9 protein-coding genes are annotated in these 13,520 nt (G+C 74.8%); 3 read left to right on the forward strand and 6 right to left on the reverse strand.

Features of this window, described 5'->3' with window-relative positions:
• Positions 1 to 164: 164 nt before the first annotated feature.
• The 4 genes from ACGFZP_RS33330 to ACGFZP_RS33345 form a co-directional block, all read right to left on the reverse strand.
• Positions 165 to 1,496, reverse strand: a complete 1,332-nt coding sequence (locus ACGFZP_RS33330) for a cytochrome P450 (RefSeq protein WP_392940099.1) — start codon at positions 1,494 to 1,496, stop codon at positions 165 to 167.
• 134 nt (positions 1,497 to 1,630) lie between these two features.
• On the reverse strand, positions 1,631 to 2,911 hold the full coding sequence (locus tag ACGFZP_RS33335) for an MFS transporter (RefSeq protein ID WP_392940101.1): 1,281 nt from the start codon (positions 2,909 to 2,911) through the stop codon (positions 1,631 to 1,633).
• A 31-nt stretch (positions 2,912 to 2,942) separates the two neighbouring features.
• The gene (locus tag ACGFZP_RS33340) at positions 2,943 to 4,205 is read right to left on the reverse strand and encodes a helix-turn-helix domain-containing protein (RefSeq protein ID WP_392940103.1); all 1,263 of its coding nucleotides are present in this window, start codon (positions 4,203 to 4,205) and stop codon (positions 2,943 to 2,945) included.
• Positions 4,206 to 4,349: 144 nt separating this feature from the next.
• Entirely contained in the window at positions 4,350 to 5,465 is a 1,116-nt protein-coding gene (locus ACGFZP_RS33345; protein ID WP_392940105.1) for a methyltransferase domain-containing protein, read from the reverse strand.
• A 239-nt stretch (positions 5,466 to 5,704) separates the two neighbouring features.
• Here ACGFZP_RS33345 and ACGFZP_RS33350 point away from each other — a divergent pair, with 239 nt between their 5' ends.
• Genes ACGFZP_RS33350 through ACGFZP_RS33360 form a run of 3 tightly spaced genes read left to right on the forward strand, consistent with a single transcriptional unit; the run spans position 5,705 to position 8,304 of the window.
• The gene (locus tag ACGFZP_RS33350; protein ID WP_392940106.1) at positions 5,705 to 6,241 is read left to right on the forward strand and encodes an ArsR/SmtB family transcription factor; all 537 of its coding nucleotides are present in this window, start codon (positions 5,705 to 5,707) and stop codon (positions 6,239 to 6,241) included.
• Complete coding sequence (locus ACGFZP_RS33355; RefSeq protein WP_392940107.1) at positions 6,238 to 7,542, forward strand: MFS transporter; 1,305 nt, start codon at positions 6,238 to 6,240, stop codon at positions 7,540 to 7,542. Before ACGFZP_RS33350 ends, ACGFZP_RS33355 begins: the two co-directional genes overlap by 4 nt.
• 24 nt (positions 7,543 to 7,566) lie before the next feature.
• Positions 7,567 to 8,304: a VOC family protein gene (locus ACGFZP_RS33360; protein ID WP_392940109.1), complete on the forward strand. Its 738-nt coding sequence runs from the start codon at positions 7,567 to 7,569 to the stop codon at positions 8,302 to 8,304.
• 128 nt (positions 8,305 to 8,432) lie between these two features.
• On the opposite strand, the gene ACGFZP_RS33365 is transcribed toward ACGFZP_RS33360, so the two are convergent.
• Both ACGFZP_RS33365 and ACGFZP_RS33370 read right to left on the reverse strand, forming a co-directional pair.
• Positions 8,433 to 9,161: a hypothetical protein gene (locus ACGFZP_RS33365; RefSeq protein WP_392940111.1), complete on the reverse strand. Its 729-nt coding sequence runs from the start codon at positions 9,159 to 9,161 to the stop codon at positions 8,433 to 8,435.
• Positions 9,158 to 13,471, reverse strand: a complete 4,314-nt coding sequence (locus ACGFZP_RS33370) for a glycoside hydrolase family 38 C-terminal domain-containing protein (RefSeq protein WP_392940113.1) — start codon at positions 13,469 to 13,471, stop codon at positions 9,158 to 9,160. The genes ACGFZP_RS33365 and ACGFZP_RS33370 overlap by 4 nt, the downstream gene beginning before the upstream one ends.
• Positions 13,472 to 13,520 lie beyond the last annotated feature (49 nt).

A 13,520-nucleotide genomic window follows, 5' to 3' on the forward strand; every position in this document is an offset into this window, starting at 1 on the left:
TGGGACCAGGTTGTGCCGCGGCCCGTTGAGGGGCGAGCCGCGGCACAGCCGTTGAAGGCGGCCCGGCCCGGGGGCTTCGGGCCGGGCCGTCGGCGCGCCCGCGGCTGATCGCCGCCGACTGATCACCGCTGTGTGATCACCGCTGTGTGATCAGCGCCGGGTGATCACCGCTTTGTGATCACCGCGGGGACCGGGCCGTCGGGGCGGACGGTGAAGTCGAAGACCGGGCCGGGCGGGACGGCCCGCAGCCGGGGCAGGTACGCGGGCAGCAGCCGCTCCAGCAGGGCGGTCGTCTCCCGCACGGCGAACTGCAGGCCCAGACAGGCGCGGGCGCCGATCCCGAACGGGAGGTAGGCGCCCGGGTGCGCGGGCCGCCGGCCGGGGGCGGTGAAGCGCTCGGGGTCGAAGCGGTCGGGCTCCGGCCACAACTGCGCGTCCCGGTGGGTCAGATAGGGCGACACCAGCACGTCGGTGCCCGCCTCGACCCGGTAGCCGGTGATCAGGTCGCCCTCGACGGCGTGCCGCGGGAGCAGCCAGGCGACGGGGTAGAGCCGGAGGGTCTCGCTGACCAGGGCCTGGATCGCGGCCCGCCGCTCGGGCGACTCGGGCCCGCCGGCGGCCAACGCCCCCTCCAGGGCCTCGGGGTGGCGGTCCAGGAAGAGGTACAGCCAGGTCAGCGTGGTGGCCGTGGTCTCGTGGCCGGCCACCATCAGGGTGACCAGCTCGTCCCGGATCAGCCGGTCGGTGTACTCGGCGCGGTCGGCGGCGGCGTCGAGCAGGACGTGCAGCAGGCCCGGGCCGTGCGGTCCGGGGCCGCCGGTGCGGGCGGCGTCGATCGCCCGGAGTGCGACGGCGTCGATCCGGGCGAGCTCCTCGGCCACCGCGGCCTGGGCATCGACGGCGTCGGCGGGCAGCACCGGCAGGGCGGTCACCACCCGCCCGATGGTGGCGAGTTCGTCGGCCGACCGGTCGTCGAGGGGGTGGCCGGTGAGGGCGCGCCAGATGGTGTCCAGGGCGAAGTGCCGCATTTCGGCGGCGAGGTCGACCTCCTGCCCGGTCCGGGCGTACCCCGCCCAGCGGTCGGCGCAACGGTCCGCGGCCAGGTCGATCCGCTGCTCGAAGCGGCGCATACCGGGGCCGGTGAACTGGCTCTGCAGCAGCTTCCGTTGGCTCTTCCAGGCGTCCCCCGAGGCGGACAGCACGCCGTCGCCGACCAGGATCCGGGCGCGGTGCGAGCGCTTGACGTAGCGGTCCGGGTGCCGGGCCAGGACGTGCTGGACCGCCTCCGGGCCGGTGACCAGGACGGTCGGCTGCGGGCCCAGCCGGACGGCGGCCACCGGGCCGAGCCCCTGGACCAGGCGCAGCAGGTCGACCATCCCGCCGCCCTCGGCGCGCCAGCGGTCCACGTCGGCGGCCGGCAGCTCCGGCGGGGGCGGACCGCCGGCACCGGGCGGCTGCGGGGCGGACGGGGCGGTGGGCGGGGTGTGGGTGGCCACGGGCTACTCCTGCGCGACGCCGAGAGCGGGTGGCTCCGACCGGGCCCGGGGTGCGCACCCGCACCCCGCGCCGCCTGACGGAGCGTCAAGGACGCTGCGTATGCTACCCGCAACCCTGCGCACCCGGCCGGGGCCTAGGCGGGGTCGGGGACCGGATCCTCCTCCGACCGGACATCCGCCGCTTCGGGGCTCGGGCGGCGGGTGCGCTCCGCCCAGGCGGCCACCGGCGGGCCCGCCGCGCCCAGCGCCGCGAAGAACACGCCGAGCAGCAGCCAGCCCGCGTGTCCGAGTCCGAGCACCGCCGTGGTGAGGACCAGCGGAGCGAGCGCCTGCCCGGCGGCGAAGGCGATGCCGAAGAAGCCCTGGTACTGCCCCTGGGCGTGGTCGGGGGCGAGACCGTACCCGAGCGCGAACCCGCCCGAGGACTCCCACACCTCGCCGAGGCTGTGCACGCAGATGGCGAGGATGGCGAGCCCCGGCGCGACCCAGGCCGGAACGTCCGCGGTCAGCGCCATCAGGGGGCAGCTGACCAGGAAGAGCAGCCCGGCGAGGCGGAACGCCCGGCCGCCCTGGCTCGGCGTCTCCACCCGGGAGCCGATCCTGCTCTGGAGCAGCACGCACACCCCGCTGTTGACCGCGTAGACCGCCGCCACCGTCCAGCGCGGCGCGTCGGTGTGGGCGGAGAGCCAGATCGGCAGGAGCAGGGAGACGGTCTGGTACTGCAGGCCCATGGCGCCGTAGATCGCGGCGAACAACGTGTACGGCCGGTCGGACAGCACGGCCCAGCGGTGGTGCTCCTCGGGCCGGGGCAGGGGCCGGTAGTTCGGCACCCAGAGCAGCGCGATCAGGCCGGCGCAGGCGAAGCTGGCGGCGTTGGCGAGGATCAGCACGGTGTACGCCCAGCGGGTGTCGGCCGAGACGGCGAAGGCGGCGCCGACGGTGCCCAGCACCACACCGAGGTTGACGAACGTGCGCAGCCTCGCCCTGAAGGCGGCCGGGCGCTCACCGCCGGTCCGCGCGACGATCGCACCGCCCGCGGCGCCGCCCGCCGTCGCCGCCAGCCGGTCCAGGGTGGCGATCAGCGTGAACGTGACCCAGTCGTGGATCAGGACGAAGGAGGCCATCGTCGCGGCCTGCAGCGCGACGGCCGTCAGCCAGACCGTGCGCGGCCCGTACCGGTCGGCCAGGTTCCCGGCCGGGATCCCGGCCAGCAGCCCGACCAGCCCGGCGACCGTCAGGCCGACCCCGACCCGGGTGGCGGGCAGGTGCACCACCAGCGTGAAGTAGAGCACCGAAGCGGTGTTGAACAGCCCGTTGCCCACCCGGCTGACGAAGCTCGCGGCGATGAGGGCACGCTGCGGACCGCTCTGCGTCGGCACGTCGTTCGTCTGTAACCCGGAGCTTTTCCTGATCATGCCAAACAGGCTAGCAACGCCCCTCGGCCGGTCAGCCGCCGGGCGGTACGGGGGCCCAGCCCGTGCGCTCGTCCTGGTAGAAGTAGCTCGGCGCGCCCTTCAGACCCGCGGTCCGGAACGGGCGGCCGTGGTCGTCGACCTTCAGCGTCCCCTGGCGGTCGCCGCTGCTCCACAGCACGTCCAGGTACCAGCTGACGTCCTGTGCGGCGGTGCCGGCGTCGATGTTCAGCACCTGCGGATCGGTGGCCGAGACCTGGTAGGGGAAGTCCGAGGTACGGGACTTCGCGGCGCCCTCCGCCCCCGCGACGGGTACCGGGCGGGGGGCCGAGGCGTCGAGGTCCACCGAGAAGGCCGCCGGGGTGAGGCCGCCGCCGCAGCCCGAGCCCATGAGGTAGGCGTTCCCCTTGGGCGCGGGCCCGGCGCTCACCACGTGCACGTAGAGGGCGTGCAGGACGACCGGCTTCGCGTTCGCGCCCTGCGCGGTCAGCTGCAGCCGCAGATGCCCTCCGGGGAGGGCGTGCTGGGCGGCCGCCCAGCTGTCCGTCCGCTGGGTGGCCGGCGGTGCGGGCACCGCGCCCGGGGCCTTGGCCGACAGGAACCACTGGTCGCAGGTGCTGCCCCAGTTGTCCGTCAGGACGTTCACGTGGAAGGGCGGCGGCTCGGCGTCGGCGCCCGCGGCCGGGGTGGTGGACGCGGGCGCGGGCGCGGGTGCCGACGCCGCCGGGGACGTCGGGGCGGCCGGGGATATCGGGGCGGTACCGCCCGTCCCCGAGGGCTGCGGAGCCGCGAGCGAGGTCGGGGGCGGGGCGGCGGCCGGGGTCGGGTCGCCCAGCCCGAGGAACGGGATCGCCGAGGCGAGGACGACCACGGCCGCCGCACTCAGCAGGACCCGGGGGTACGGCAGCCGCCGCCGACGGCGCTCGGGGCCGGCCTGCCCGACCTGAGCCACCGGCTCCAGCTGGTCCACCCGGCCCGGTTCGGGCACCGGCTGCGGCTCGGGCGCCGACTCCGCCGCACCGGCCCGGGCCGCCGCCCCGCCCGGCTCCCTGCGCCGGGCCGCGTCCGCCAGGATCCAGCGCCGGTGCAGCTCGACGAGCTCGTCGGCGCCCGCCCCGCAGACCCGGGCGAGCCGCTCCACCGGCGCGTACTCGGTGGGCACCGCGGCCCCGTTGCAGTAGCGGTGCAGGGTGGAGGTGCTGACGTGCAACCGGGCGGCGAGCGTCCCGTAGCTGCGGCCCGAACGGTCCTTCAGCTCACGCAGCATCGCCGCGAACTCTTCGGTCTCCGCACCCATGGCCAACATCCCCTCGTTCCGCTCCGGCGTTCCAGGCCCCACTGAAGCCGCAGCTCACAGTACCTGCCGCCGGTCCGGCCCCCCGAACTCCCCGGCACGGCCGCCAGCCGGGGCGGATCCGGGCGCGTCAGAGCACCCGAGGGTTCAGGCCACCAGCAGGCGCAGCCCCAACTCCGCCGCGTCCAGGGCGACGAGGTCGCGGTTGCGCTCGGCCCACCGGCCCGAGGAGAGGTCGGCGCGGAGGCCCTCCACCGCCCGCTGCTCGGCCTGCGGCCCGACCCTGGTCCACACCGACACCGCGCGGCGTACCCGTTCGTCCAGGTAGTCCTCGGGCCGGCGCCAGTGCGCCTCGAAGAAGCCGTCCTCGCAGTCCCACGGGATGAGCACCGGCTCCGCGCGGCCCCCGATCGCATGGGTCAGGTCCGCCAGTGAGGGCCAGTCGGCGAGGAGGTCGGCGAATTCGGGCAGGTAGTCGCGGGTGAGCCAGAACCGCTGGAGCCAGCCGGTCGTACTGGCGTCGTAGGTGAACACCACCACGCGCCGGGCCACCCGCCGCATCTCGCGCAGCCCGGCGACCGGGTCCGGCCAGTGGTGGACGGTGCTGACCGCCATCGCGGCGTCGAAGGACTGGTCGGCGAACGGCAGGCACTCCGCACTGGCGGCTATGCACGGCGCCGCGCCCGCGGGCCGCTGCGCCCGCATGACCGCCGACGGTTCCACCGCCGTGACGTCCCGGTCCGGGGGTTCGTAGGAGCCGGTGCCGGCCCCGACGTTCAGTACCGTCCTGGCGTCCCCGAGCGCCTCCCAGATCCGCGCGGCGATCCGCGGCTCGGTGCGCCGCGTCGCCGGGTAGGCGGACCCGATCGACTCGTACAGCTGTGCTCCGAACACCTTGAGCTGATCCTCCGGCGTCGTCCTGATCCCCATCGCCCGGGCCTCCAGTTCCTTGTCGATGGCCGTCACCGTGGCGGCGGCCTGGTCACGTTGTTCCACCAGCAGGCCGCGCAGCCGACGCAGGTGCGCGACCGCGTCGGTGTCCGGGTCGTCCACGAGATCCGCGATCGCGCGCAGTCCGAACCCCAGCCGCCGGTACCCGAGCACCTCCCGCAGCCGCTCCACGTCCCCCGGCGAGTAGGCCCGGTAGCCGACCCCGGTCCGCGCGGACGGCTGGACAAGGCCGATCTGGTGGTAGTGATGCAGCGTACGGACGCTCACCCCGGCCAACTCGGCCACACGCCCCACGGTCAGGTGCTCTCCCATGCCCCCGACGATGCCGCATGACGCCGCGTAAGGGTCAACCTCCCAGCGGCGCCGGACCACCCCCTCGTCCTGTCCCGCGCCTGCACGATCGGATCGGCCCCTGACAACTGGTCCCCGCCGTCGACTTCGTCGCCTGGCCCAGAACCACCTCTCCCGACTGCCGACCCTCACTGAATGAGTGACAGCCGATTCCGGAAAACCCCTTGCCCAATGGTCAAGAAACGTTGACCATTGGGGGCATGCCGATCGATGATCTTCCCGAGACGTTCCACGTCACCACCGATGAACAGCTGCGCGCCGTTTCCAACCTCACGCGTCACCGGATCATGGCCGTGCTCCGCTTCGAGCCCGCGACGATCACTCAGGTCGCCGAGCGGGTGGGCCTTGCGAAGGGGAGTTCCAGCTACCACGTACGGCTGCTGGAGCGGGCCGGGCTGGTGAAGGTGGTGCGGACGCGGAAGGTGCGGGGGGTCGTCGAGCGGTACTACGCGATGGCCGCGCGGTCGATCGTGCTGCCGGATCCGGGCGAGGGCGGGCCGGATGTGCTGATGCGGCACGCGGTGGCGGACCTGGAGGCGTCGCCGGTGGAGGGGCGGCACGTGCGGATGGCGCATCTGCGGCTCACCGACGAGCAGTTCGCACAGTTGGGGGCGCGGCTGCAGGCTCTGGCGGACGAGTACCGGGAGCTGTCCGATCCGTCGCTGCCGGACGCGTCACTCGTCTTCGCACTGTTCCACCCGGCGCCGCGCGAGCAGGCCGAAGGGGGCGCCAAGTGACCTCGGACGTACGGAAGTTGCCAACCGGGTTCGGACGGCTGTGGACCGCGCAGACGGTGTCCTCGCTCGGTGACGGGGTGTCGCATGCCGCACTGCCGCTGCTCGCGCTGACGTTGACGCGGGATCCGATGGCGCTCGCCGTCGTCACGGCCGCCGGAACGCTGCCGTGGCTGCTCTTCGGGGTGCTCGGCGGTGCGCTGGTGGACCGTTGGGACCGCCGGCGCACGATGTGGGTCACGGACGCGGCGCGTGCGGTGCTGCTCGCGATACCGGCGGCAGCGGCCGCGCTCGACGTGCTGAGCATTCCGCTGCTCGCGGCCCTCGCCTTCCTGCTCGGCCTCGGCGGGCTCTTCTTCGACACCGCCGCCACGGCCTACCTGCCGGATCTGCTCGGCCGCGACCCCGCACTCCTGGAGCGCGCCAACTCCCGTCTGCGCGGCGCCCAGACCGCCGCGTCCGGCTTCGCCGGGCCGCCCGCGGGCAGCGCCCTGCTCGCGCTCGGGCGGTCGGTTCCGCTGCTCGCCGACGCGGTGTCGTTCGCACTCTCCGCACTGCTCGTACGGTCGCTGCCTGCCGCGCCCCGGCCCGTTCCGCAGGCCCGTGAGTCGCTGCTGCGGCAGGCGCGGGCCGGTGCCTCGTACGTGTTCCGGGACCAGTTGCTGCTCGGGCTCGCGCTGCGGCCGGCGGTCGGGAACATCGCCTTCCTCGCCGTGGAGACGGTACTCGCCCTCTTCGCGCACGACCGGCTCGGCATCGGCACCTTCGGCTTCGGCCTGCTCCTCACGGCGGAGGCCGTCGGCGGACTGCTCGGCGCGGGCCTCGCCTCCCTCCTCGGCCGACGACTCGGCACCGGCACCGCGCTGACCTGCACGGCCGCAGTAGAAGGGCTCGCCATCCTGGGCCTTGCCGCCGCCCCGAACCCGTACGTCGCCGGCCTCGCGCTCGCCGTCTGCGGAGCGGGCATGGGCGCCACGATGGTGCTCGGCCCCTCCCTCCGACAGGCCATCGTCCCCGCCCACCTGATGGGCCGGGTCGCCTCCACCTCCCGCATGCTCGGCATGTGCGCCGCCCCCTTCGGCGCCTTCCTCGGCGGCTGGCTGGCCACCACCTACGACGTGCGCGCCCCGCTCTACACCGCCGCCGGACTCCTGCTCACCATGACCGCCGTCACCTCCACCATGACCACCAACCGCCGGGTCGAGGCGGCGCTGCGTGCCGCCGCCCCGGCCGAGGATCCGGCCGAGGACCCGGATCGTGCGCAGTCCCGGGAGCCCGTCCCGGCGGGCGCCGTACGCACCTGACCAGGCCCTACTAGGATCCGTGGCATGGCAACAAGACTTGTACAGATCAACATGAAGGCCCAGGACGACTCCGTGCTCGGCCGGTTCTGGGCGGAGGCGCTCGGTTGGGGTGTCGACAGCGAGGGGCCGGGCATCACCAACCTCGAACCCGTGGGTTTCGACTACCCCGACCCCGTGGCCGTCTGCATCGACATCGTCGCCCGCCCGGAGCCCAAAACGGTGAAGAACCGGGTACACCTTGACCTGGCCACCACCTCGACCGCCCATCAGGCGGAGCTGGTCGCGCGCTTGAAGGAGCTCGGCGCGACGCTCGCCGACGTGGGTCAGGGCGACGTCCCCTGGACGGTCATGGCCGACCCGGAGGGCAACGAGTTCTGCGTCCTGGAGCCCCGCCCGATCTACCAGGACACCGGGCCGATCGCCGCGGTGGTGGTCGACTGCACCGACCCGCGGGAGATGGCCCGGTTCTGGGACGAGGCGATGGACTGGACGCTGCACGAGGTCGCCGACGACCACGCGACCATGCGGTCCGCCGAAGGCGTCGGCCCCTACCTCGACTTCATCCGTACCCCCGACACCAAGAGCGGGTGGAACCGCGTCCACCTCGACGTCAGCCCCTACCCCGGCGACGACCTGGAAGCAGAGAAGGCCCGACTGCGTGCCTTGGGCGCCACCGACCCCGGTTTCGACCAGTCCGCCATCTCCTGGACGGTTCTGGCCGACCCGGAGGGCAACGAGTTCTGCCTCCTGTCTCCTCGCTGAGGACGCCCCAGGCCCTCCGGGCGGCTCGGCGTGGAGCGGGCGCGAGGTGCCCGCTCCACGTGCCGGGTCAAGGATCGGGTCAAGGGTCGCGTCAAGCACCGGGTCAAGGGCCGCGTCAAAGGCCGGGTTCAGTGCCGGTGGTGGTTGTCCGGTTGGGCCGGGTCGCCCGGGTGCTCCAGGCCCGGGACGAGGGTGAGGCGTTCGGCGCGGGCCTGGTCGAGCCAGCGGACGAAGGCCGCGCGACGGGCGGCAGCCGTGACCTCCCCCGCGGCACTGGAGGAGGCGGCCGTATCGGCGCAGGGTTCGGCCGCCCGGGCCGCCGTCCAGGCCCCCGCAGTGACCCACTCCCCCGGCGCGGCCTGCCGCAGGGCGTCGGCCAGGGCGGCCGGCAGGGTCTCGGGGTCGGCCTCGAACTCGCCCTCGGGGGTGGCCACCCGCCACACGGTGCCGGGTGGCCGGCGGTCGGTCAGCGACCGGTACCGCTCCACCTCCCCCGGTGCCGGTGCGACCTGCGCCGTGACCGCCGCGTAGACCGCCCGGACGGCGGCGCTGCCCTCGTAGGCGGCCGCGGTGATGGAGCCGAACTCGACGGCGGCCCGCTGGTCGAGCCGGGCGGGGGCCGGATCGGCCGGGTGGCCGAGTCCCCGCTCGGCGGCGACCGCCGCGCACAGCGCCTCGGTCAGCAGCACCTGGGCGACCCAGCGCGCCAGTTGCCGGTCCTCCGAACTGCCGGGCCGGGGCAGCGCCGCGGAGCGCGGGCCCTCCCGCAGGGCGGCGAGCCGGCGGTCCAGTTCGGTTCGCGGCAGCGGGCGGCCGTCGAGCAGGCCCAGCACGGGGGCCTCGGCGGGCGCGGTCACGGCTCCACCACCAGGGCGACGGTCGGCGAGTACTGGCAGCGGCCGAACCACATCACCTTGGCGAGCGCCCAGTACGCCCCGGGATCGGTGTCCTCGGGGACGGCGACCTCGAAGGCGAGCGTCTCCTCGGCGCCGGCCGCGAGCGTGAACCCGCGGACGGGCGCGGCCACCGCCTCCCAGCTGCCCCAGGGCGAGACGAGCTGCAGTTCGCCGCGGATCCCGCCGCGTGTGCGGTTGGCCAGCACCACGTCGAGGGTGGCGCGGCCGCCGGGGGCGACGTGCAGCGACTCCTGGCCGACCGCCACCGCCAGGCCGGTGTCCCGGCCGGTGGCGGCCTTGGTGCCCTGGGCGGCGGTCCAGTCCTCCGGGGCGTCGCCGGGCGCCGGGAGCAGCTCGGGCAGCGCGCCGACCGCGATGGTCACCACGTCCTCGATCTGCTGGCCGTCGTGGGAGATCCGGACGGCGGCGAAGTGGAGCCCGGGTTCGACGCCGGTCGGTGGGGTGAGGGTGACGGGGAAGCGCAGGTGGCCGCCGGGCGCCAACCGGTAGGGGCGGGCGCCTGGTCCGGCCTGCCAGCCTTCGGGCGGCAGCACCGTGGCCGTGCCCTCGACGGAGGCGTCCCGCAGCTGGGAGGAGAGCGCGACGGACAGCTCGACCGGCTCGCCCCCGGTGCGCAGCAGGCCGGGCGAGACGCCGACCGAGACGGGGAGGTAGCCGAGCGGGGCCGGGCCCCGGTTGTGCAGCCAGTAGCGGGCGTGCACGGGCTGCGCGGCCTCGGCGACCGGGCCGAGCACGGGCGCGTCCGGCGTGCCGGAGGCGGCCAGGGTCGGCCGGGCGAGCAGGGTGGCGATCTGCGAGCCGGTCAGCTCGACCGGGCCGGGGAGTGCGGCCGTCGGGCGCTCCAGCAGGTCGGCGCGGTGCAGCCCGGTCAGGCCGAGGGCTCCGCCGAGGACGGCGGTGCGGCCGAGGCCGGTGGACTCGACCAGCCTGAGGGCGAGGTCGCCGCCGGTCGGGGCGGCCGAGCCGTGGGCGATCGGGTTCCCGGCCGGCTTGAGGGTGCCGAGCAGGACCTCGCGCTGCGGTTCGACGCGCAGCCAGGAGAGCACGGCGGGCAGCGGGCCGTTCTGACCGCCCTGGCCGACGGAGCCGCCCTGACCGCCCCGGCCGTCCCGGCCGTCCTGGCCGCCCTGGCCGTCCTGAACGACGGAGCCGTCCTGGTCGACCGGGGCGCCTGAAAGCCGGGTGTACAGCGGGTGGTTGAACTCCTGGCCCTGTGCGGGCAGTGCCTGGGCACGCCAGTCGCCCGCTCCGCCGGTCAGGGCGTAGCTGAACTCGTGTGTCCAGTGCTGAAGTTGGAAGGACGTTCCGTCGGGCAGGGTGCGCCGGGGCGGGTCGATCCAGACCCCGGAGGGCCAGCCGGTGCAGGAGCGCAGCAGCGAGAGGTGCAGCGCGCCGGTGGCGTCCACGGCGAAGCCGGGCAGGCCGTAGGTGAGCAGGGCCACGGTGTGGTCGGCGAGTTGCTCGTGGACGGCGCCGGGGCAGACGGCGCCGATCCGGGCGTCGGCGAGGTCTCGGGTGAGCGCCTCCGGGTCGGTGGCCACCAGGGCGGGCAGCGCACGCAGGTCGCGCAGGTCGGCGCCGGGCTGCCAGACCTCGGCGAGCGGGGTGAGCGCGGGTACCCAGACGGCGCCGTGCGCCTTGAGCACGGCGGCGTACTCCTCGCCCGCGCGCTCGATCAACTCCCGTGCGGCGTCGTTCTCCTCGGGACCGCCGAGGACGATCCGGAAGTCCGGAAGGTTGGAGTCGACGTCCAGCCAGCCGTACCGGGCCCAGTCGGCGCCGGAGGTGGTGGCGGTGACGCCGACCCGGGCGAGGGCGACGACCAGGTCGCGGGCGTCGGCGGCGGCGTCGAGGTCGGGTACGACCACCTCGGCGACGCCGAGGGCCCGCTCGCCGAGCGGGTTGCCGGCCGGGTCGGTGAGGACGGCCCGGGCCGTGGCGCCGAGGCCGAACCAGGTGTTGGCGGGGTTGTCGAGGGTCCAGGGCGCCTCGGCGGAGTCGACGTCGGGCAGCGCGAAGCCGCGGCCGACGACCGCGTCGGCGACCTCGCTGACCGGCAGCGCGCCGGGGACGTCCACCGGGAAGCGCAGCCGCAGCAGGCGGTCGGCGCCGGAGTAGTCGACCACCCTGGTCCGGCAGTCGACCCGGTCCAGTCCGTGCCAGAGGGTGACGGTCTGCTCGTAGCGGACGGCGTCGACGGTGCCGGCGATCACCAGGCGCTCGCCGAGCGGGCCGCACTCGCGGCGGACGGCGGCGGGCTGCTCGCCGGATCCGAGCACCGGGCCCTTGGGGACGAGGTGCCAGGGGCCCTCGCCGAAGTCGGGGTGCTGCGGGTACTCCTCGTAGACCCGCAGTTCGTTGCCGATCCGGCCGTCCTGGATCAACTCCCGTTCGTGCAGCAGGTCGTGGACGCTGGTCAGGCCGCCGCCGCGGGCCGGGTCGGCGGTGACGCGGTACCGGTCGTTGGCGGCGGTGAAGCCGTCGGCGGGCGACCAGGCGGGGGCGGCCCGGCCCGCGACCAGGCGCCAGGTGCGCCAGCCGAGGGCGGGCACGTCGGCGGCGAGGAAGCGCAGGGTACCCCGGTCGACGCTGCTGGGCACCTCGGCGCCCGTGTCGTCCAGCACCCGGACGGCCCGGTCGCCCTCGGGGAGCCGGACGGCGGCCAGGTCGGTCCGGTCGAAGGAGAGCGTGTTGGTGACGACCACGGCCGTGCCCGTGCCCCGGGTGTCGATCCGGGCGGTCAGGGCGTCCAGCGCGGTGTCGCGGACGGCGGCGGCCAGGTCGTGGGCCTCGCGCCAGCCGCCGAGCAGGTCCAGGTACACCTGGTCGGACTCGGAGCCGGTGATCGCGTCGTGGTGAGCGCCGTAGGCGAGTTGGCGCCACACCTTGTCGAGCGCGGCCTCGGGGTAGCGCCCCAGGCCCTGCACGGTGGCGAGGGTCGCGAGCTTCTCGGCGTCGACGGCGGCGACCTCGGCGGCCCGCTGGGCCTGCTTGGTGTCGATGTAGGAGACGTCCTTGCCCGTGTACACCGGGTTCATGTCCCGGGTCTGCGGACTGGGACGGCGGCCGGTGGCGGCGAGTTCGGCGCGGACGGCGGCCAGGAAGTCGCGCGGGGTGCCGCAGACGAAGCGCGGCCAGAGGTACTTGGCGGCCCAGGAGCGGTGGATCGCGGTGACCCACTTGTTCGGCGGGGTGTAGTCGGTGCCGACGGGCAGCAGCAGGTTCTTGGTGGCCCCGACCGGCTTGAGCTTGCGGTACAGCTCGTAGACGGCCTGCTCGGCGGTGGCGAGGTCCGGGGAGGAGTCCATCCACCAGCCGGCCGAGTAGTGGTGCGGCATGTAGTGCGTGAGCACGCCCTCGCCCGAGGGGGCGATCCACTCGAACTCGCTCGGGAACTGCATCACCCGCGCGTCGTCCTTGGCCTCGCGGAAGTTCTTCTGGATCGGCCCCCACTGGTGGAACGGGCCGCGCGCCCAGGCGCTGCCGGTCAGGCCGGCGGCGGCGAGGTGGCCGGGGAACTGCGGGTCGTGGCCGAAGACGTCGAGCTGCCAGGCGGTCTGCGGGTCGCCGCCGAGGATGTCCCGCTGGTAGCCGATGCCGTAGACGATGTTGCGGATCGTGGTCTCGGCGCCGGTGAGGTTGGTGTTGGGCTCGTTGTAGGTGCCGCCGACCAGCTCCACCTGCCCGCGCTCCAGCAGCAGCCGCAGGGTCTCGCGGCGCTCGGGGTGCTGGTCGAAGTACGGCTTCAGGTAGTCGACTTCGGCGAGCACGAAGCTGTAGACCGGGTCCCGCAGGGCCAGGTCCAGGTGGGCGTCGACCAGGGCGAAGCCGTTGCGCTCCCAGAGCGGGCGGGTGGTGGCGTCGGCCGAGAGCAGCTCCCACGGGGAGGTGTACGCGGCCTGGGTGTTCCACCAGACCGGGTCGTAGTGGAAGTGCGAGACGAGGTACATGGTCCAGCCGGGTTCGGCGACCTCGACGACGCCCTCGGCCTCCGCGCCGCCCTCGGCCGTGCCGCCACCGGTGGCGACGGCGGTGACGGTGACGGGCAGCCGCGCGCCGGGCCCGGCGCCGGTGATCTCCAGGGGGACTTCGACCAGCCCCGTGCCGGCCGCCTCGCCGCGTACGCCCGGGCCGCTGACGGCGATCCGGGCGGGCGGGCCGTCGAGGCTCACCCGCAGCAGCTGGCGCGGCGCGTCCTCGGGGCCGGTGAACAGGTCCGTGCTTTCGACGGCGGTGATGGTGACCGGCACGGGGATGGTCCTTTCGGGAAGGGGTGGAGCGGGCTCGGCCGGACCGGCG

This window comes from Kitasatospora sp. NPDC048239 (genome assembly GCF_043202015.1).
Taxonomy (GTDB): Bacteria; Actinomycetota; Actinomycetes; order Streptomycetales; family Streptomycetaceae; genus Kitasatospora.

Bases quoted from the DNA above. Each gene is read 5' to 3' on its own strand.
- ACGFZP_RS33335 (WP_392940101.1), bottom strand. From the start codon at position 2,911: ATGATCAGGAAAAGCTCCGGGTTACAGACGAACGACGTGCCGACGCAG.
- ACGFZP_RS33340 (WP_392940103.1), bottom strand. From the start codon at position 4,205: ATGGGTGCGGAGACCGAAGAGTTCGCGGCGATGCTGCGTGAGCTGAAG.
- ACGFZP_RS33345 (WP_392940105.1), bottom strand. From the start codon at position 5,465: ATGGGAGAGCACCTGACCGTGGGGCGTGTGGCCGAGTTGGCCGGGGTG.
- ACGFZP_RS33350 (WP_392940106.1), top strand. From the start codon at position 5,705: ATGCCGATCGATGATCTTCCCGAGACGTTCCACGTCACCACCGATGAA.
- ACGFZP_RS33360 (WP_392940109.1), top strand. From the start codon at position 7,567: ATGGCAACAAGACTTGTACAGATCAACATGAAGGCCCAGGACGACTCC.